19 protein-coding genes and 1 tRNA gene are annotated in these 19,160 nt (G+C 70.7%); 15 read left to right on the top strand and 5 right to left on the bottom strand.

Features of this window, described 5'->3' with window-relative positions; all coding sequences use genetic code 11:
* Nucleotides 1–189 precede the first annotated feature (189 nt).
* Nucleotides 190–1,932 carry a sensor histidine kinase gene (locus FNX44_RS00960; protein ID WP_143645957.1) on the bottom strand — a complete coding sequence of 581 codons (1,743 nt, stop codon included), beginning with the start codon at nt 1,930–1,932 and terminating at the stop codon, nt 190–192.
* A gap of 345 nt (nt 1,933–2,277) precedes the next feature.
* On the opposite strand from FNX44_RS00960, the gene FNX44_RS00955 reads away from it, so the two are divergent.
* Nucleotides 2,278–2,757 carry a hypothetical protein gene (locus FNX44_RS00955; RefSeq protein WP_143645956.1) on the top strand — a complete coding sequence of 160 codons (480 nt, stop codon included), beginning with the start codon at nt 2,278–2,280 and terminating at the stop codon, nt 2,755–2,757.
* A 279-nt stretch (nt 2,758–3,036) separates the two neighbouring features.
* Here FNX44_RS00955 and FNX44_RS00950 read toward each other — a convergent pair.
* Nucleotides 3,037–3,120, bottom strand: a tRNA-Leu gene (locus FNX44_RS00950).
* Nucleotides 3,121–3,497: 377 nt separating this feature from the next.
* On the opposite strand from FNX44_RS00950, the gene FNX44_RS00945 reads away from it, so the two are divergent.
* From FNX44_RS00945 to pknB, 6 genes are all read left to right on the top strand, one after another.
* Entirely contained in the window at nt 3,498–4,322 is an 825-nt protein-coding gene (locus FNX44_RS00945) for an FHA domain-containing protein (protein ID WP_143645955.1), read from the top strand.
* A 10-nt stretch (nt 4,323–4,332) separates the two neighbouring features.
* Nucleotides 4,333–4,866 (top strand): FHA domain-containing protein FhaB/FipA, encoded by a 534-nt coding sequence (locus tag FNX44_RS00940; protein ID WP_143645954.1) that lies wholly within the window; start codon nt 4,333–4,335, stop codon nt 4,864–4,866.
* Nucleotides 4,867–4,902: 36 nt separating this feature from the next.
* A complete protein-coding gene (locus tag FNX44_RS00935) occupies nt 4,903–6,477 on the top strand; it encodes a Stp1/IreP family PP2C-type Ser/Thr phosphatase (protein ID WP_228449506.1) in 1,575 nt (524 codons plus the stop codon).
* Between the two features lie 15 nt (nt 6,478–6,492).
* The gene (locus FNX44_RS00930; RefSeq protein ID WP_143645952.1) at nt 6,493–7,884 is read left to right on the top strand and encodes an FtsW/RodA/SpoVE family cell cycle protein; all 1,392 of its coding nucleotides are present in this window, start codon (nt 6,493–6,495) and stop codon (nt 7,882–7,884) included.
* 165 nt (nt 7,885–8,049) lie between these two features.
* Entirely contained in the window at nt 8,050–9,510 is a 1,461-nt protein-coding gene (locus FNX44_RS00925) for a peptidoglycan D,D-transpeptidase FtsI family protein (protein ID WP_143645951.1), read from the top strand.
* Between the two features lie 136 nt (nt 9,511–9,646).
* Nucleotides 9,647–11,650 carry a Stk1 family PASTA domain-containing Ser/Thr kinase gene (pknB, locus tag FNX44_RS00920; RefSeq protein ID WP_143645950.1) on the top strand — a complete coding sequence of 668 codons (2,004 nt, stop codon included), beginning with the start codon at nt 9,647–9,649 and terminating at the stop codon, nt 11,648–11,650.
* 157 nt (nt 11,651–11,807) lie between these two features.
* On the opposite strand, the gene FNX44_RS00915 is transcribed toward pknB, so the two are convergent.
* A complete protein-coding gene (locus FNX44_RS00915) occupies nt 11,808–12,455 on the bottom strand; it encodes a DUF5324 family protein (RefSeq protein ID WP_143645949.1) in 648 nt (215 codons plus the stop codon).
* Entirely contained in the window at nt 12,439–12,663 is a 225-nt protein-coding gene (locus FNX44_RS00910) for a hypothetical protein (RefSeq protein WP_153506684.1), read from the bottom strand. Before FNX44_RS00910 ends, FNX44_RS00915 begins: the two co-directional genes overlap by 17 nt.
* Nucleotides 12,664–12,706: 43 nt before the next feature.
* On the opposite strand from FNX44_RS00910, the gene FNX44_RS00905 reads away from it, so the two are divergent.
* The 4 genes from FNX44_RS00905 to FNX44_RS00890 all read left to right on the top strand — a co-directional run bounded on the left by FNX44_RS00905 (nt 12,707) and on the right by FNX44_RS00890 (nt 15,148).
* A complete protein-coding gene (locus FNX44_RS00905; RefSeq protein ID WP_143645948.1) occupies nt 12,707–13,234 on the top strand; it encodes a peptidylprolyl isomerase in 528 nt (175 codons plus the stop codon).
* 195 nt (nt 13,235–13,429) lie between these two features.
* A complete protein-coding gene (locus FNX44_RS00900) occupies nt 13,430–14,344 on the top strand; it encodes a rhomboid family intramembrane serine protease (protein WP_143645947.1) in 915 nt (304 codons plus the stop codon).
* A 97-nt stretch (nt 14,345–14,441) separates the two neighbouring features.
* Complete coding sequence (locus FNX44_RS00895) at nt 14,442–14,702, top strand: ribbon-helix-helix domain-containing protein (RefSeq protein ID WP_143645976.1); 261 nt, start codon at nt 14,442–14,444, stop codon at nt 14,700–14,702.
* On the top strand, nt 14,699–15,148 hold the full coding sequence (locus tag FNX44_RS00890) for a PIN domain-containing protein (protein WP_143645946.1): 450 nt from the start codon (nt 14,699–14,701) through the stop codon (nt 15,146–15,148). The genes FNX44_RS00895 and FNX44_RS00890 overlap by 4 nt, the downstream gene beginning before the upstream one ends.
* A gap of 357 nt (nt 15,149–15,505) precedes the next feature.
* Here FNX44_RS00890 and crgA read toward each other — a convergent pair whose 3' ends face one another.
* Nucleotides 15,506–15,772 carry a cell division protein CrgA gene (crgA, locus tag FNX44_RS00885; protein WP_143645945.1) on the bottom strand — a complete coding sequence of 89 codons (267 nt, stop codon included), beginning with the start codon at nt 15,770–15,772 and terminating at the stop codon, nt 15,506–15,508.
* Between the two features lie 99 nt (nt 15,773–15,871).
* Between crgA and FNX44_RS00880 the strand changes: the two genes are divergently transcribed.
* The 4 genes from FNX44_RS00880 to FNX44_RS00870 all read left to right on the top strand — a co-directional run bounded on the left by FNX44_RS00880 (nt 15,872) and on the right by FNX44_RS00870 (nt 19,018).
* Nucleotides 15,872–16,663 carry a DUF881 domain-containing protein gene (locus tag FNX44_RS00880; protein ID WP_407699181.1) on the top strand — a complete coding sequence of 264 codons (792 nt, stop codon included), beginning with the start codon at nt 15,872–15,874 and terminating at the stop codon, nt 16,661–16,663.
* Nucleotides 16,664–16,828: 165 nt separating this feature from the next.
* On the top strand, nt 16,829–16,990 hold the full coding sequence (locus FNX44_RS27850) for a hypothetical protein (RefSeq protein ID WP_173019088.1): 162 nt from the start codon (nt 16,829–16,831) through the stop codon (nt 16,988–16,990).
* Nucleotides 16,991–17,018: 28 nt separating this feature from the next.
* Complete coding sequence (locus tag FNX44_RS00875; protein WP_143645944.1) at nt 17,019–17,648, top strand: aminodeoxychorismate/anthranilate synthase component II; 630 nt, start codon at nt 17,019–17,021, stop codon at nt 17,646–17,648.
* Nucleotides 17,645–19,018: a class E sortase gene (locus FNX44_RS00870; RefSeq protein WP_323368992.1), complete on the top strand. Its 1,374-nt coding sequence runs from the start codon at nt 17,645–17,647 to the stop codon at nt 19,016–19,018. Before FNX44_RS00875 ends, FNX44_RS00870 begins: the two co-directional genes overlap by 4 nt.
* Nucleotides 19,019–19,160 lie beyond the last annotated feature (142 nt).

Here is a 19,160-nt window from a genome sequence, read left to right as displayed (position 1 = left end):
TGTCAGGGCCTGTTCAACAGGCCGAAATCACCGCACACCACACGCCGGTCCCGGACACCACACCACCCACCGGGAACCGGAAACCACACACCCGGGTCGGCCACCGGCCGACCCGTCACCCCTCGACCCCGCACGACCCTGCCACCCCGCGCGACACCACCCACGCGCGCGACACCACCCCCGCGCCCGTCACTCCCCGTTCGGCGCCGGCGGGCTGAGCGGCGCCGACCACACCAGCCGCGTACCGCCGTCCGTCAACCTCTCGGCGGTGAACTCGCCGCCCCGCCGACGGGCGCGCTCCGCCAGGTTCCGCAGTCCGCTCCGGCGGCCTTCCCCCTCCGGCAGCCCCACACCGTCGTCCCGCACGGTCAGCACCACCCGGCCGCCGCCGACCTCCAGCGCCACCTCCGCCCGCCCGGCGCGGGCGTGCCGTGCCACGTTGGTCAGCGCCTCGGCGAGCACCGCGACCACGTCGTCGCCGATCGCCGGCGGCACGTCCGTGTCGATCAGCCCCTCGGTGCGCAGCGACGGGGTGAAGCCGAGCGCCTGCACGGACTTCTCCACCTCCTTCGCGATACGCACCCGCAACCCGTTTCCGATCGCGGAACTGTCCCGGCTGCGCAGGCCGAAGATCGTCGTCCGGATGATCCGCGTCGTCTCGTCCAGGTCGTCCACGGCCCGCAGCAGCCGTTCCTGGGCCTGCGGGTGCTCCACGAAGCGCACGGCGCTCTGCAACGAGATCCCGGTCGCGAACAGTCGCTGGATGGCCAGGTCGTGCAGGTCCCGGGCGATGCGGTCGCGGTCCTCGAGCAGGGTGATCTGCTCGGCGTCGCGCCGCCGGTCGGCCAGCTCCATGGCAAGGGCCGCCTGCCCGGCGTAGGAGAGCAGCGGCGCGGTCTCGGCATCGGTGAACGGCGAGAGCTTGTCCGCGCGGGCCAGCACCAGCACGCCGCGCACGCCCTCCCGGGTGCGCATCGGCACCGCCACCGCCGGGCCCATGCCCGCCCAGCGCGGCGGCCCCGCCGTGATGCGCGGATCGTTGGAGATGTCCGGGCTGGTCAGCGGCTCCCCGGCGGCCACCGCCGCGCCGACGAAGGAACCCTCACGCGGCACCAACAGCCCGTGGTGGCGCTCGGCGCCGCTGCCGACCGCGAGCGAGGTCCGCAGCGCACCGGACCCGTCGGGCACCGGCACGGCCAGCAGGCCGAGGTCGGCGCCGAGGATGCGCCGCGCGTGGTCGACGATCAGTCGCAACACGTCCGATTCGGCCGTACCGGACAGCAGGCTGGCGGTGATCTCCGCGTTCGCCTCCAGCCACTGCTCGCGCGCCCGGGCCTGCTGGTAGAGCCGGGCGTTCTCCACCGCGACGCCCGCCGCGACCGCGAGCGTCTCCAGGACGGTCTCGTCCTCGCTGTCGAACTCCTGCCCGTGCCGCTTCTCGGTCAGGTACAGGTTGCCGAAGACCTCACCGCGGATGCGGATCGGCGCCCCGAGGAACGTCCGCATCGGCGGGTGGTGCGGCGGGAAGCCGCTGGAGGCGGGGTGGTCGGCCAGCGACGGCAGCCGCAGCGGCTCCGGGTGCTTGATCAACTCGCCGAGCAGCCCGTGCCCCGCGGGCAGCGGCCCGATGGCCTTGATCTGCTCCTCGGTCAGGCCGACGGGAATGAACTGCGACAGCTTGCCGTCCTCGCCGATCACGCCCAGCGCGCCGTACTCGGCGTCGACGAGCACGGTCGCGGCCTCCACGATGCGGCGGAGCACGTGCGGCAGGTCCAGTTCGCTGCCGATGGCGAGGACGGCCTCCAGCAGGCTGTGCACCCGGTCGCGCGCCCCGCGCACGGCGTCGATGCGGGCCTGCAACTCCTCCAGCAGCTGGTCCAGCTGTAGTCGCGGCAGGTGCTCGGACGCCCCACCGCCGTTACCGTTGCTCACCCGGTCCTCCGCAGCGTTCGTAGGCGATCACCCCTACGGTAGTCGGCCACCGCAACCGCCGGCAGCACAGGAGGTCCGACCGCCGACTTCGTTTCCCGCGTCGGCCCCCTCTCCCGCCTATCCCACGGTGTCGGCCACTTCAACCTCAGTTGTCCCAGTCCCACGGAACCTCGCTCCACGACTAGGTTCCGGTCGTCACGTGTCCGTCTCGCCGAGGCCGGTCCTCGTAAGCCGTTGCGACACTCGACAAGGTCCTGCCGGGTCGGATCGTCGCCTTCGGGTCGGTGCGAAGCGCAAAACGGACCTCGCCTGCCCCCGACGTGACCGAACTTCAGGAGATTGATCATGCGGATGCGTCAGTTGCTCGCCGTGAGCGCCGCCGCCTGCGTCGTTGCCGTTGCCGTTCCCTCCAGCGCCCAGGCCGGCACGAAGACCGTGAACGGGTGTCCGCCAGGCCACGTGTGCGTCTACGACGCCAACCCCTCAGGCCCGACCTACGCCAAGCCCGTGTTCTCCACCGAGGGCGGATTCAGCCACAGGTCGATCCCGGTCAAGCGGATCTTCAACAACGGGAAGAAGCACCCCGGAGCTGACCACATCTACTACCACGGGAAGGCCGGCTGGGGAGAGTTCCGAGGCTGCCTGCACTTCCACGAGTCCGCGAACACCGCCATGGACAAGGGAACCTTCGCCGACCTGAGCGGGTACACGCTGAACCCGGTGATCCAGTCGGCCTATTGGGGCGACGAGTGCCCTGCCAACCGCCCTGTCCTTCAGCTCGACATCCACGGGGACGGAAAGGGATGGATCACCCCGGGCTCGTAGCCGAGCGCGTCCCGTGGCCGCCGGAGCGAGGACCGGAGTGACGGCCCCGGCCGCATGAACTTCGCCACAACCTCGTCGCGCCGAGCGTGAGAGACGTCTCGAGACCGGCAGTGTCCCGGTCGTGGAGGCGTCCCGCGGCGACCGGCGGCGTCGGTTCCGAGGCGGCCGGTCACCCCGGCCGGTGATCATGTGGCCGGCTGCGGGGATCACGTGGTGATTCGCCGCAGCCGCGCCGGGAAACGCAGAAGGACCCCCGCCTCAGCAGGGGTCCTTCGCCTGTGCGCGAGGGGGGAGTTGAACCCCCACGCCCTTTCGGGCACTGGAACCTGAATCCAGCGCGTCTGCCTATTCCGCCACCCGCGCATGGGTGCCGTCGATCGACTCCTCGGCTTCCGGGAGTTCGCCTCCCGGTCGTCTCGGCGCCTGCCGACATGCAGAAGACTAGCACGGTGTCGGGGGTGGTCTCACATCCCTTCCGGCAGGCCCGCACGGTCCTGAGCTCGGCCGTGTCCGTTACGTCCACAGTGGGGGACACTGGTGGACGGGCCCTCTACGATCCGTGTGAGGGGTGACACCCGCGCATCGCGTCGTGAAGCGGAACCAGTGGTTTTCGTCTGGCGTGGATACGATCAGTAAGCAGTTCAACAAGCAGTACAGCAGTTCGGTCCCGTCGCCGTGCCAGCCCGCGGGCTGGAGCCACGGCGCACTAGAGCGCAGGGCAGCTGGGAAGGAGGTGCACCGTGGGAGTACTCAAACGCTTCGAGCAGCGTCTCGAAGGTCTCGTCAACGGCACCTTCGCCAAGGTGTTCAAATCCGAGGTGCAGCCGGTGGAGATCGCCGGTGCCCTACAGCGCGAGTGTGACAACAACGCCACCATCTGGAACCGCGACCGCACGGTCGTGCCGAACGACTTCATCGTCGAGCTCAGCACCCCCGACTACGAGCGGCTGAGCCCGTACGCCGGGCAGCTGGGCGACGAGCTGGCCGGCATGGTCAGGGAGTACGCCAAGCAGCAGCGCTACACCTTCATGGGCTCGGTGAAGGTCCACCTGGAGAAGGCCGAGGACCTCGACACCGGCCTGTACCGGGTGCGCAGCCGTACCCAGGCGGCCAGCGTTTCGCAGGCCCCGCCGCCGGCGGCGGGCGGCGGCTGGCCGTCACTCGGCGGCGCGCAGGGCGGCTCCCAGGGCGGGACGCAGGCGGCCGGAGCGCCGCCGCTGCCGCCGAACGCCCCGCGGATGCCGGGCACGCCGCCGCCCGGCGCACCGGCCGCCCCGGCGGCGCAGACACGGCGCTGGGTGGAGATCAACGGGCAGCGGCACCAGATCTCCCGGCCCACCCTCGTACTGGGCCGCAGCACCGAGGCCGACGTGCGGATCGACGACCCCGGGGTCTCCCGCCGCCACTGCGAGATCCGGGCCGGAAACCCGTCCACGGTCCAGGACTTGGGCTCCACCAACGGCATCGTGGTAGACGGACAGCGGGCGACACACGCTACGCTCCGCGACGGCTCACGCATCGTCGTGGGCAACACCACGATCATTTACCGGCAAGCCGAAGGGTGAAGCGGGGGCAATGTCAGAGCTGACCCTGACGGTCATGCGGCTGGGTTTTCTCGCCGTACTGTGGCTGTTCGTCATCGTGGCCGTTCAGGTCATCCGAAGTGACCTGTTCGGCACCAGGGTGACCCAGCGCGCCGGCCGGCGCGGACCCGAGCGGCCCGCGCCGCGCCAGCAGCAGCCGCAGCAGGCCGCCGCGGCCTCCTCCGGGCGCGGCGGCGGAGGCGGCGGCCGGGGCAACCGCACCCGGCGCGGCGCGCCCACGAAGCTGGTCGTCTCCGAGGGGTCGCTGACCGGCACCACGGTCGCCCTCCAGGGCCAGACGATCACCCTCGGCCGCGCCCACGACTCCACGATCGTCCTCGACGACGACTACGCGTCGAGCAGGCATGCCAGGATCTACCCGGACCGCGACGGCCAGTGGATCGTCGAGGACCTCGGGTCCACGAACGGCACCTACCTCGACCGGACCCGACTCACCACACCGACGCCGATTCCGCCCGGAGCGCCGATTCGCATCGGCAAGACGGTCATCGAGCTGCGGAAGTAGACCGAACATGACGACCGGAGGGTGGGCACCGTGCGGATGTACCCGGAGCCGACGGGCGAGGTGCGCATGAGCCTGGCACTGCGATTCGCCGCCGGATCACACGACGGCATGATCCGCGAGCACAACGAGGACTCCGGCTACGCCGGTCCCAGACTGCTCGCGGTCGCCGACGGCATGGGCGGCCAGGCCGCCGGTGAGGTCGCCAGTTCGGAGGTGATCTCGACCATCGTCGAACTCGACGAGGACGTGCCGGGCTCCGACATCATCACCTCGCTCGCCTCCGCCGTGCAGCGCGCCAACGAGCAGCTGCGCCTCATGGTCGAGGAGGACCCGCAGCTCGAGGGCATGGGCACCACGCTCACCGCCCTGCTGTGGACCGGTCAGCGCCTCGGCCTCGTCCACGTCGGCGACTCCCGCGCCTACCTCCTCCGCGACGGCGTCCTCACCCAGATCACCCAGGACCACACCTGGGTGCAGCGGCTCGTCGACGAGGGCCGCATCACCGAGGAGGAGGCCACCACCCACCCGCAGCGCTCCCTGCTGATGCGCGCGCTGGGCAGCGGCGACCACGTCGAACCCGACCTGTCGGTGCGCGAGGTGCGCGCCGGCGACCGGTACCTGATCTGCTCCGACGGCCTCTCCGGGGTCGTCAGCCACCAGACGCTCGAGGAGACGCTGGCCAGCTACCACGGCCCGCACGAGACCGTCGAGGAGCTGATCCAGCTCGCCCTGCGCGGCGGCGGCCCGGACAACATCACGGTGATCGTCGCCGACGTCCTCGACGTCGACAGCGACGACACGCTCGCCGCCGCCCAGCTCAACGACACCCCGGTGGTCGTCGGCGCGGTCGCCGAGACCAAGCAGCAGTCCGGCGGCGACCCGGGCACACCGGCCGCGCGCGCGGCCGAGCTGCGCCGCGGCCAGACCGTGCCGCAGCAGCAGCCACCCGCCCCCGAGGGCTTCGGCCCGCCGGAGCACCAGGCGTACCCCGCCGCGGCGGCACAGCCCGGAGGCTCGTTCGGCGAGCCCACCGGCTACCAGGACCCGCCGCGCAAACGCGGCAGGTGGCTCAAGCGCTCGCTCATCATCCTGTTCGTGCTCGCGCTCCTCGGCGCCGGCGGCTACGCCGGGCTGCGCTGGACGAAGAGCCAGTACTTCGTCGGCGCCGACGGCGACCGCGTCGCGCTCTACCAGGGCATCAGCCAGAAACTCGCCTGGTTCGAGCTGAGCAGCGTCGCCGAGAGCACCGACATCGAACTCAAGTACCTGCCGGTGTACCAGCGGAACCAGATCCGCGACACCATCTCCATGAACAGCCGCGCCCAGGCCGACGAGAAGATCGCGCAGCTGCGCGAGCAGGCCGAGGTGTGCCGACTCGTCGCCGACGAGCGCACGTCCGAGCAGCCGCCCGCCGCCGGCGAGACGGCCCCGCCCGCGCCCGGCGCCTCCGAGAGCCCGGCCCCCGACGGCGAGAACCAGCAGGACCTCGGCTCCAGCGTCGACGGCCAGAACAAGCCCGACGCCGAGAGCCGGTCCGCCGACAAGCCCAGCCCCGGCCCGCGGCTCACCGAGCGGCAGCAGCAGCTCGCCAAAGACTGTCGGACGCCGTAGGGGGACGGACCACACATGAGCCTCAACCTCGGCAACACCACCACCATCGCCTCCGGCGGCACGCCCAACCGGCGCAACACGGAACTCGCGCTGCTCGTCTTCGCGGTGATCATCCCGGTGTTCGCCTACGCCAACGTCGGCCTCGCGAAGAACGACGAACTGCCCAGCGGCATGATCGGCTACGGCCTGGGCATCGGCCTGATCGCCGGCATCGCACACCTGGTGCTGCGCAAGTTCGCCCCCTACGCCGACCCGCTGATGCTGCCGATAGCAACACTGCTCAACGGCCTCGGCCTGGTACTGATCTGGCGCCTCGACCACGAGCCGAACCTCTCGCCCGCGAACGCCGCGCCCAGCCAGCTGATGTGGTCGGCGCTCGGCGTGGCCCTGGCGATCGGCGTACTGGTCTTCCTGAAGGACCACCGCATCCTGCAGCGCTACACCTACATCTCGATGGTCGTCGCGCTGGTGCTCCTGATCCTGCCGATGTTCTTCCCGGCCCGTTTCGGTGCCCGCATCTGGATCACCATCCCCGGTGTCGGCTCCCTGCAACCCGGCGAGTTCGCGAAGATCATCATCGCGGTGTTCTTCGCCGGCTACCTGATGGTCAAGCGGGACGCGCTGGCACTGGCCAGCCGCCGCTTCATGGGCCTGTACCTGCCGCGCGGCCGCGACCTCGGCCCGATCCTGGCGATCTGGGGCCTCAGCCTCCTGATCCTCGTCTTCGAGACCGACCTGGGCACCTCGCTGCTGTTCTTCGGCATGTTCGTGGTGATGCTCTACGTCGCCACCGAGCGGACGAGCTGGATCATCTTCGGTCTGCTGCTCTCCGCCGCCGGCGCGGTCTTCGTGGCCTCCTTCAACAGCCACGTCGCCTCGCGCGTCAACAACTGGCTCGACCCGCTGGCACGCGCCTCCAACGACGGCGTCACCGAGACCGCGCAGGCCATGTTCACCTTCGGCTCCGGCGGACTCATGGGCTCCGGACTCGGCCAGGGCTTCTCCCGCCTCATCGGCGGCATCGCCGCGAAGAGCGACTACATCCTCGCCACCATCGGCGAGGAGCTGGGCCTGGCCGGCATGATGGCCATCCTGCTGCTGTACGCACTGCTCATCGAGCGCGGCATGCGCACGGCCCTGGCCGCCCGCGACCCGTTCGGCAAGCTGCTGGCGGTCGGCCTCACCGGCGCGTTCGCGATCCAGGTCTTCGTGGTCGCCGGCGGTGTGACCGGTCTCATCCCGCTGACCGGTATGACGATGCCGTTCCTCGCGCAGGGCGGCTCGTCCGTCATCGCGAACTGGGCGCTCATCGCGGTACTGCTGCGCATCAGCGACACCGCACGCCGCCCGGCCCCCGCCCCGGCCACCAACCCGGACATCGAGATGACCCAGGTCGTCCGCTCCTAGCGACGGCCGAGGCGCGGTACGCGGACGCCGTCCGGCCGCCCGGTACGGAACCGGGCGGCGGGGCCCGCCCGTCTAAAATGTCGAGGCTGCCCAGCGGCAGTCCAGCAGGAGCAAGCGAGGCGGCCGAAACCTCCGCGATGAGTCCAGCGGCCAGATGGGACAGGCATGAACAAGCCGTTGCGCAGGGTTGCCATCTTCTGCGGACTGCTGATGCTGGCGCTGATGGTGCGGGCGAACTGGGTGCAGTTCGTCCAGGCCGACGAACTCCAGAGCCACAAGGACAACCGTCGCGTCCAGATCGAGCGCTACGCGCACCCGCGCGGCAACATCATCGTCGAGGGCAAGGCGATCACCGGCTCCGTCGAGACGACCGGCAGTGACTTCAACTACAAGCGCGTCTACAAGAACGGGCAGATGTGGGCGCCCGTCACAGGCCGCTCGTCGCAGGCGTTCGGGGGGACGCAACTGGAGGAGATCTACGACGGGATTCTCACCGGCAACGACGACCGGCTGTTCTTCAACCGCACGGTCGACATGCTCACCGGCAAGCCGCGTGAGGGCGGCAGCGTCGTCACCACCCTCAGTAACGCCGCACAGAAGGCGGCGTTCGACGGGCTGCAGGGCAAGAAGGGCTCGGTCGTCGCCCTCAACCCTGAGACCGGGGCGATCCTCGCCATGGTCAGTACTCCGTCGTACGACCCTTCCAAGATTGCCGGGAACTCGCAGAACGACACCAAGCACTGGGTCGAGTACACCGAGAAGAACAAGGACGAGGACCCGATGCTGAACCGGGCCATCCGGCAGACGTACGCGCCGGGTTCGACGTTCAAGGTGATCACCGCGGCGGCGGCGCTGGAGAGCGGGAAGTACGACGTCGACAAGAAGACCGGCATCGAGAGCCCCTACCAGCTGCCGCAGTCCACCAACAAGCTCGGCAACTCGGCGTACGACCGGCTCTGCGACGACGCGACGCTGCGGCGCGCGATGGAGCTCTCCTGCAACGCGACGTTCGCGGCGATCAGCGACGACGTCGGCAACGAGGAGATGATCAAGCAGGCCGAGAAGTTCGGCTTCAACTCCGAGGTCTTCACTCCGGTGCGGGCGGTCTCCAGCGTCTACCCGGAGGACAACCGGCCGCAGAACGCGATGGCAGGTATCGGCCAGGCTTCGAACCGGGCGACCCCGCTGCAGATGGCGATGGTCACCGCCGCGATCGCCAACGACGGCAAGCTGATGAAGCCGTACATGGTGGACCGGCTGGAGGGTCCGCGCAGCACGGTGGAGCAGTTCAAGCCGGAGGAGATGGGGCAGGCCGTCTCGCCGGAGACCGCGCGCAAGCTTCAGGAGATGATGGAGTCCGTCGTCGAGAAGGGCACCGGCAGCCGGGCGAAGATCCCCGGGGTGACGGTCGGCGGCAAGACGGGTACCGCGCAGCGCGGTGAGGAGAACAAGGCCAACCCGTACGCCTGGTTCATCTCCTACGCCAAGAGCGGCAATGGTTCGCCGGTGGCCGTCGCGGTGATCGTCGAGGACAGCGACGCGGCCCGTGGCGACATCTCGGGCGGCGGTCTGGCGGCCCCGATCGCCGTTGATGTGATGAAGGCCATTCTCGACGGCAAGCGCTGAGTGTGAACAGGAGCTTGGGCGGGACGCCGGCCGCCGACGGCCGGGACCGACCGCGCGACCCGGGTACCGTATGCCCGAGCGGCACACCGCCGGGCCCGACGGATCCGGGCCGGGACGAACGGAGAGGGCTGGAGATATGGACGAGCCGCGTCGCCTAGGCGGCCGGTACGAGCTGGGCCAGGTGCTCGGCCGTGGCGGCATGGCCGAGGTGTATCTCGGCCATGACACCCGCCTGGGGCGTACCGTCGCGGTCAAGACCCTTCGGGCCGACCTCGCGCGTGATCCCACGTTCCAGGCGCGTTTCCGGCGCGAGGCGCAGTCCGCGGCCTCGCTGAACCACCCCGCGATCGTCGCCGTGTACGACACCGGCGAGGACTACGTCGACGGGGTGTCGATCCCGTACATCGTCATGGAGTACGTGGACGGCTCCACGCTGCGGGAGCTGCTGCACTCCGGGCGAAAGCTGCTGCCCGAGCGGGCGCTGGAGATGTGCATCGGCATCCTCCAGGCGCTGGAGTACTCGCACCGCAACGGCATCGTGCACCGCGACATCAAGCCGGCGAACGTCATGCTGACGCGCACCGGCCAGGTCAAGGTCATGGACTTCGGCATCGCCCGGGCGATGGGCGACGCCGGCATGACCATGACGCAGACGGCCGCCGTCATCGGCACCGCCCAGTACCTCTCCCCGGAGCAGGCGAAGGGCGAGACGGTCGACGCCCGGTCCGACCTGTACTCCACCGGCTGTCTGATCTACGAGCTGCTCACCGTGCGGCCGCCGTTCATCGGGGACTCCCCGGTCGCGGTGGCCTACCAGCACGTGCGGGAGGAGCCGCAGCCGCCGAGCGCGTTCGACCCCGAGCTGACGCCCGAGATGGACGCCATCGTCCTCAAGGCGCTGGCGAAGGACCCGGACTACCGCTACCAGTCCGCCGACGAGATGCGCGCGGACATCGAGGCGCTGCTGGACGGCCAGCCGGTCGGCGCGGTCGCCGCGCCCGTCCCGGTCGGCTACGGGCACGCCGGGAACCCGGAGGACCGGCCCACGCAGGCGCTGCGCGCCGCCGAGCCGCGTACGTCGATGCTGCCGCCGGTCCGCGACGACGACGGCGGGTTCGGCTACGACGAGCCGCGCGGCAGGCGCGGCGGGCAGAAGAAGAGCAACCTCTCGACGATCCTGCTGGTGGTCGGCGCCGCACTGGTGCTGATCGGCGCGGTCTTCCTCGGCAAGGTGATCTTCAGCGGTACGGCCGCCGGTGGCGACACCGAGGTGCCCAAGCTGGTCGGGCTGAGTCTCCCCGACGCCAAGAACCGGGCGGAGAACGTCGGCTTCCAGGTCCAGGAGGGCGGCAGCGAGCACTGCGACGAGGACAAGGGCCTGGTGTGCAGCACCAACCCGGCGGCCGGCACCAAGGCCCCCCGGGACAGTGTGATCACGCTGACCATGTCCAAGGGCCCGGCCCCGGTCGAGGTACCGGACGTCACCGGCCAGGACGCCGACGACGCCCGCAAGACGCTGTCCGACGCGGGCTTCAAGGTCGAGGAGAAGGCCGTCGCCTCGGGCACCGAGGACGAGGGCACGGTCACCGAGCAGGACCCGAGCGGCGGCACGAAGGTCCAGAAGGACTCCACGGTCACGATCTCCGTCGTGCGGACCGTCACCAGGACCGTCCCGAGTGTCATCGGCAAGAGCTTCGACGACGCCAAGCAGCAGCTCGAGGCCATCGGCTTCGTCGTGGCGAAGGCCGAGCGGGAGGACGGCTCGGTCCCCGCCGACCAGGTGCTCAACCAGAACCCGGGCGCCGGCTCGCAGGCCGCGCCGAACTCGCAGGTGACGCTGACGGTGGCCAAGGCCCCCGAGCAGCAGAACGTGCGGGTGCCGGACGTCTCCAACCAGGAGCTGAAGGACGCCAGGAAGACGCTGGAGCAGGCCGGTCTCAAGGTCGAGGTGCAGGGCCCCGACGACGGGAAGGCCCGGGTCTTCGCCACCAATCCGGTCGGCGGCACCGAGGTGCCGAAGGACTCCACTGTCCGGGTCTTCACGATCCCCGGCGGTGGGGACAACGGCGACGGCGGCGGTGACGGCGACGACGACGAGGGCGGCTTCATCCGAGGGCCCAACGGCTTCGGCCGGGGCTGAGTCCGTCCGACGGGGCTGAGTCCGCCCGACGGCGGCGCGGCTCACGCCGTGAGAGGCGGCGCGACTGACGCCGTGAGGCACCGCGAGGGGGCGGGGATCCGATCCGGATCCCCGCCCCCTCGCGCGTGTCCGCGCCCGGGTGGGCGCGGCGGTGCGGTCAGCGGCTCTCGCCGCCGGACTCCTCGGCCTTGCGGTCGGCCGCCTCCTTCGCCTCGACCTCCGGGTCGAGCGGCGTGGCGTTGACCCTCGTCTCCTCGCCCACCTCGGTCGCCTCCGGCGGCTCGACCAGCCACTCCGGGTTGGCCTGCCGGTCCCACCAGCGCCAGGCGGCGACCGCCGCGCCGGTCAGCAGGCCGAGTACGGCCAGCCGGCGGAAGGCCCGTCCGGCACGCGCGCGGCGGGCGCGGCGCTTGGTGATCTTCTGCACGTCGGCGGCGGTCACCTCGCCGCGCAGGGCCGCCAGCGCGGCCCCCGACCGTGCCATGGCCTCCTCCCGCGCCGGGCCGGCCGCCGCGCGGGCGGCCTCCAGCCGGGGGGCGGCGTAGTCGGCGGCGTGCCGGGCGGCCTCCCTGGTGCGGTGCGCGGCCTTCGTGGCGGCGCCGTCCAGGGCCGGGGGCAGCGTCTCCCTGGCGTGCGCCAGGCGGGGGGCGAGATGGTTGTGGTACTGCTCCAGCGCGCCGTGCCCGGCCGCCTTGGCGGCGTGTCCGACCTTGGGGGCCACCGTGTCCTTCACGGCCCTGGCGTGCCGCATGCCTTCCTTCGCGCTCCCCTTGGTCCTGGCGCGCACGTCATCGATGCGGGTCACGGCTCCTCCTCCTCGGTGGGCTCTCCTCGGTGGCGTACTCGACGAGCATGCCTGCCGGATTGCGGTTCGACATCTGCGGGCAGGCATCTGGGTCACGCATGCCCGGTACGGAAACATCCATGCGGCTTTTGTCGCGCAATGCCGACAATGCCATGGTTCGGTGCCAGGCGCGCTGATTCACGCGGTGCACGACCCCGAACGACGGCATGGGAGGATCGGTAGCCGTCACAAAGGACTATGGAAGGTAGATCGTGGCCGAGCAGCTCTACGCCACCCTGAAGACCAACCAAGGCGACATCGAGATCCGGCTCTTCCCGAACCACGCGCCGAAGACGGTCAAGAACTTCGTCGAACTCGCCCAGGGCGAGCGCGAGTGGACGCACCCGGCGACCGGGGTGAAGTCCACCGGCAAGCTGTACGACGGCACGGTCTTCCACCGTGTCATCAGCGGCTTCATGATCCAGGGTGGGGACCCGCTGGGCAACGGCACCGGTGGCCCGGGCTACGAGTTCGGCGACGAGTTCCACCCGGACCTGTCCTTCGACCGTCCGTACCTGCTGGCCATGGCCAACGCCGGCCCGGGCACCAACGGCTCGCAGTTCTTCGTCACCGTGGCGCCGACCACGTGGCTGACCGGCAAGCACACCATCTTCGGCGAGGTCTCCACCGACGCCGGCAAGAAGGTCGTGGACGCCATCGCCTCGACGCAGACCAACCCGCGCACCGACCGCCCGGTCAACGACGTGGTGATCGAGTCCGTGGTCATCGAGTCGCGCTGACGCCGACCGGTATGCGGCCGGGCGCCGGAGAGCGCCCGCCGCGGGAACCACACCGCCCCGCTCGTCCGTAGGACGGGTGGGGCGGTTTCCGGTGCGCCGCGCGGACGCCCGCGCGGCGGGGACCGCCGCGACAGCGGCAGGAACACCGCGACAGCGGCAGGGGCAGCCGGGCGGCTGCCGGGACGAGGGAGTGCCATGGAGCACCAGCAGGGCGGCCAGGAGCCGGGGCAGTACCAGCTGCCGGGCTGCTACCGCCACCAGGACCGGGAGACCGGCATCCGCTGCACCCGCTGCGAGCGGCCGATCTGCCCCGAGTGCATGATCGCCGCGTCCGTGGGCTACCAGTGCCCTGAGTGCGTGCGCGGCGGCTCCGGCACCGGCCACTCGGCCGGCGCCAGCCGGCCGCGCACGATCGCCGGCGGCACGATGGTCGGCGACACCCGGCTTGTCACCAAGGTGCTCCTGGCGATCAACGTCACGGTCTTCGTCGCGGTACTGGCCACCGGCCGGGACCTCGTCGAGCAGCTGGCCATGCTCGGCCTGGCCCGGGCAGACGGCCCGTTCGACCCGTTCAGCCCGCCGGAAATGCTGGGCGTCGCGGACGGCGAGTGGTACCGGCTGATCACGTCGGCCTTCCTGCACCAGGAGTTCTGGCACATCGGCTTCAACATGATGGCGCTGTGGTTCCTCGGCCCGCCGCTGGAGGCGGCGCTCGGCCGGGCCCGGTTCCTCACGCTGTACCTGCTCTCCGCCCTCGGCGGGAACGTGCTCACGTACTGGCTGATGGCGCAGAACGTGATGTCCCTCGGCGCGTCGGGCGCGATCTTCGGCCTGTTCGGCGCGACGGCCGTGCTGATGCGCCGGATGCGGTACGACATGCGGCCGATCGCCGTGCTGCTGGGCGTCAACCTGGTGATCACGTTCGTCCCCGGGCTGAACATCGCCTGGCAGGCGCACCTGGGCGGGCTGATCGTCGGGGCGATCGTGGCGTACGCGATGGTGCACGCTCCCCGCGAGCGCCGCGCGCTCGTCCAGTGGGGCGCGTGCGCCCTGCTCGCCGTCCTCCTCGTCACCCTCACCATCGCCCGCACGATCAACCTCCTCGGCTGACCCCGCCCGCCACCGCCGGCCCTGGCCGTCCACCGGAACACCGCGCCGGTTTCCTCGGCGACATACACCAGTCCGACACATGGACCAGCCTTGGTACATGTCGATGAAGCGAACCAATGTCTACGCCGATCCGGAAGACCTGGCCATCATCAAGGAAGCGGCCAAGCGCCGGGGCGTCAGCGAGGCCGAGATCATTCGCCAGGGAATTCACCTCGCGGCCATGGCCAACCGCGTCTGGGACGAGCCTCTGTTCTCCCGTACGTTCACCGGGACCGGCCGCACGGCGACGAAGGACGAGGTGCGTGACGCCGTCGCCGACGCCGTACGTCGCGAGATCGACTCCGGAACCGCCGCGTGATCATCGTCATCGCGGACACCTCCGGGCTTCTCGCAGCACTCGACGACACGCACCCCGAGCATCAGGCGTCGAACGAAGCGATCATGGCAGCGGGCCTTCTGGTGATGTCTCCGCTGCTCCTCGCGGAGACGGACCACGTCGCCACTCGCGAACTCGGCCGCGCCGCGGCGCTCAGCGCGATTGACGATCTTCGGTACTGGATTCGCCGTGGCCGCATCATCCTGCCCGAGATCACCGAAGAGCACCTGGGAACCGCACAGACCCTGCGCGTCCGCTACCGCGACCTCGACCTCGACCTCGACCTGGCGGATGCCGTGAACGTCGCCCTCGCCGCCGACTACGACACCGATGCGGTTCTCACGCTTGATCGCCGTGACTTCCGCGCCGTGCGCCCTCTGGGTCACCACAAGGCGTTCAGGGTGCTTCCCGACGATCTCCCCCTGTAGAGCCGGCGGCGGGGTGAGCCCGGCCCTGGGTCGGCTGTGATCGGTACGCTCCGCACAGTTCTGGGTGGGGTTTTCCACAGGCCGGGGGCGGCCTGTGTACGGCGCGTGGGACCATGGCCCATGGTCACGGAATGTGACGCCCAGATCGCCCAAAACGGGCGAACAACCCCGTTGGAGTACGTCAGAGCGCCCGGTGGGGGCCGTGAGGCCATCCCACCGGGACTCGTGCACAGCAGCTGACAGCAGCTCCGTGCGGAGTTATCCACAGATCTTCAGAACTTTTCCCACCCCTGTGGACAGCCTGTGGAAAACTCGGCCCCGAGGCCGGTGCCCGTCGACGCGCCTCAGTCGGCGCGGCTACTTCCACTGCGTGGAGACGACAAACCCCACGCCGATGAAGCCGAAGCCCACGAGGATGTTCCAGTTGCCGAGCGCCTCGACCGGGAAGCGGCCCTCGGTCACGTAGAAGACGACGATCCACGCCAATCCGATGGCGAACATCGCCAGCATCAGCGGAGCCACCCACCGTCGACCGGAACTCAGGTCGATCTTCGTCTTCTGGGTCTTGGTGCCCTCCGGCGGCGTGAGCCGGTCCTTCTTCTTGCGGATCCGTGACTTCGGCACGAGGGGATCTCCTGTCGATGCGCTCCGACCGCGCGGAACGTCTGCTGCTGCGGTCCGTTAGCGTAGTGCTTCCGAGGGGAGGAAGGAGACAAGGGTACGGTGACCGCTTCCAGCTCTTCGACCCCGCCGACCTCCTCGTCGTCGCGCGCGTCGTCCGTCCTGGCCCGGCTGCGGCCGATCCGGCTCGCCAGCGTCGGCGTGTTCGCCCTCGCCGGCCTGATCTTCTGGGTCAGCTTCAACACCGCCCAGGGCACCAACATCCGCAGTGACGAATCGATGCTGCGCTTCTCCGACCTGATCGAGCAGCGTAGCCGGGAGAACCGCACCCTGGAATCCTCCACGGCCAAGCTCCGCGAGGAGGTCGCCGGACTCGCCAGCCGGGACAGCGCCGGCAACCCCGAGGAACGCCGCCGGCTCCGCGAGGTGGAGGCGGCCGCCGGCGCCCAGCCGGTCAGCGGCCCCGGCCTGACCGTCACCCTCACCGACGCGCCGGCCGACGCCACCGCCCGCATCCCCGGCTGGCCGGAGCCCGAACCGGACTACCTGGTCATCCACCAGCAGGACCTCCAAGCCGTCGTCAACGCCCTCTGGCAGGGCGGCGCGTCCGGCATCCAGGTCATGGACCAGCGGCTCATCTCCACCAGCGCCGTCCGCTGCGTCGGCAACACGCTGATCCTCCAGGGCCAGCTGTACTCGCCGCCGTACACCGTCACCGCCGTCGGCGACCCGGACGCGCTGCGGCGCGCCCTCGACGCCTCCCCGGCGATCGACATGTACAAGAAGTACGTGGACGCCTACGGGCTGGGCTGGAAGGTCGAGCAGCGGGGCGACCTCACGCTGCCCGGCTACACCGGCGGGGTCGACCTCCAGCACGCCGAACCGGTGGACTGAGCCGGTAGGCCGCCACCCTCACCGGGCGCGCGCCCGCGTCCCGTTACGTGGTGATCAAGCGCACTGCGCCCGGGTTGCGAGACCGATCCCCGCTCCCCGGCCCCGCCACGTACTCTGGACTCCGCGCGCACCGGGCGCGGCACGGGAAGGACGGACGAACCGAGCATGTACGGCTGGATCTGGCGACATCTGCCGGGCAACACGATCGTGCGTTCGCTGATCTCGCTCGCGCTTGTCATCGGAACGGTGTACCTGCTGTTCCAGTACGTCTTCCCGTGGGCCGAACCGCTGCTGCCGTTCAACGACGTGACGGTCGACGAGAGCTGAGAAGGACTGACAGGGGCTGCCAGAGCTGATGAGCACACGCATTCTTGTCGTCGACAACTACGACAGCTTCGTCTTCAACCTCGTCCAGTACCTCTACCAGCTCGGCGCCGAGTGCGAGGTGCTGCGCAACGACGAGGTGCGCACCGAGCACGCCCAGGACGGCTTCGCCGGGGTGCTGCTCTCCCCCGGCCCCGGCACGCCCGAACAGGCCGGTGTCTGCGTCGACATGGTCCGGCACTGCGCGGACACCGGGGTGCCGGTCTTCGGCGTCTGCCTCGGCATGCAGTCCATGGCCGTCGCCTACGGCGGCGTCGTCGGCCGCGCGCCCGAGCTGCTGCACGGCAAGACGTCGCCGGTGAGCCACGAGGGTCGGGGCGTCTTCGCCGGACTGCCCTCGCCCTTCACCGCCACCCGCTACCACTCGCTGGCCGCCGCGCCGCAGTCGGTGCCGGCGGAGCTGGAGGTCACCGCCCGCACCGAGTCGGGCGTGATCATGGGGCTGCGGCACCGGGAACTCCCGGTGGAGGGCGTGCAGTTCCACCCGGAGTCGGTGCTGACGGAGTGGGGGCACCTGATGCTCGCCAACTGGCTCGCCGAGTGCGGCGACGCCGACGCGGTCGAGCGGTCCCGCGGGCTCGCTCCCGTGGTCGGTACGTGACGCGGCCGCACGATCCCTACACCGACCCCGACGCACTCGAGGACGCGGTCGGGCGGCTCGCCGATCCGTTGAACGACCCGCTGCCCGGCCGCCCGGAGGGAGCCGCCGGCGCCTCCCCCTGGTTCCGTCCCCACGTCGACCCGGCGTCCCCGCCCGGCGCCCCGCACGCGGCCCCGCACCGCGAGGCGCCTCACCACGAGGCGCCGCACCACGAGGCGTACGACGGCCACGACGGGTACGAGCGGCACAGCAGCCGGCCCGCCGGACGCGGCCAGCCGACCACCGGCCCGTACGCGGCCGACACCTACGACTCGCACACCGGCGCCGCCCCGTACGGCACCACCGACCCGTACGGCACCACCGACCCGTACGGCGGCACCGACCCGTACGGCGCTGGTCCATACAGCGCCGACCCCTCCTACGGCACCGCCGGACCACACGGCGGCGAAGCCCGCGACGACGAGACGGTGGCCCTGCGCCAGGCCTCCTCCCGCCGCGGTACCGCCGCCCACTCCGAGGGCACCGGCACCGACACCGGCCCCGCCGACACCGGCACCGACACCGCCGACGCCGCACTCGCCACCGAGGAGGAGGAAGCCGACCCCACCTCCACCCCCCGGCCCGTCGACGGGCCGCCCGGTGGCGGCCGGGCGGCGCGGCGGAAGGCGGCGGCGCAGGCCGCCAAAGCGTCCAAAGAGGGCTTCGGCGTCGTCGCCAGCCGGGTCATCGGCGAGCTCTTCATCACCGCGGGCGTGCTGATGCTGCTGTTCGTGACCTACCAGCTGTGGTGGACGAACGTGCAGGCCAACCAGCACGCGAAGGGCGAGGCCAACAACCTCGCCCGCGCCTTCGAGGAGGGCGAGCGGCGCGAGGCCGACACCTTCTCGCCCGGCGAGGGCTTCGCGATCATGTACATCCCGAAGCTCGACGTCCGGGTCCCGGTGGCCGAGGGCATCGACAAGAACCGGGTGCTCGACCGCGGCATGGTCGGCCGCTACGACAAGAAGTCAGGCCTGGAGACCGCCATGCCCTGGGACAAAAAGGGCAACTTCGGCGTCGCCGGCCACCGCAACACCCACGGCGAGCCGTTCCGCTACATCAACAAGCTCAAGCCGGGCGACCCGATCATCGTCGAGACCTCCGACACCTACTACGTGTACGAGGTCGCCAGCCAGCTGCCGTCCACCAGCCCGCGCAACGTCGACGTGCTCAACCCCGTGCCCCGGCAGTCCGGTTTCACCGAGCCGGGCCGCTATCTGACCCTCACGACCTGTACGCCCGAGTTCACCTCGAAGTACCGTCTGATCGTCTGGGGCACAATGGTCGAGGAGCGGCCGCGCAGCGAGGGCAAGCCGGACGCGCTCGGCTGACGGCGGCGCGGGGACGCGGCGCAGCGGCGACACGGCGGCGCGGGGACGCGGACAATACGGGTGGGAGCAGTGGCAGTGAGCCAGGACGAGCGGAGCGACGCGGCCGAGGCCGCGAACTCGCCCCAGGAGGACCGCCCGACAC

The organism is Streptomyces alkaliterrae (assembly GCF_007097205.2).
GTDB lineage: Bacteria > Actinomycetota > Actinomycetes > Streptomycetales > Streptomycetaceae > Streptomyces > Streptomyces alkaliterrae.
The sequence above is the reverse complement of the archived record's forward strand: the minus strand, read 5'-3'. Positions and strand labels throughout refer to the sequence as shown.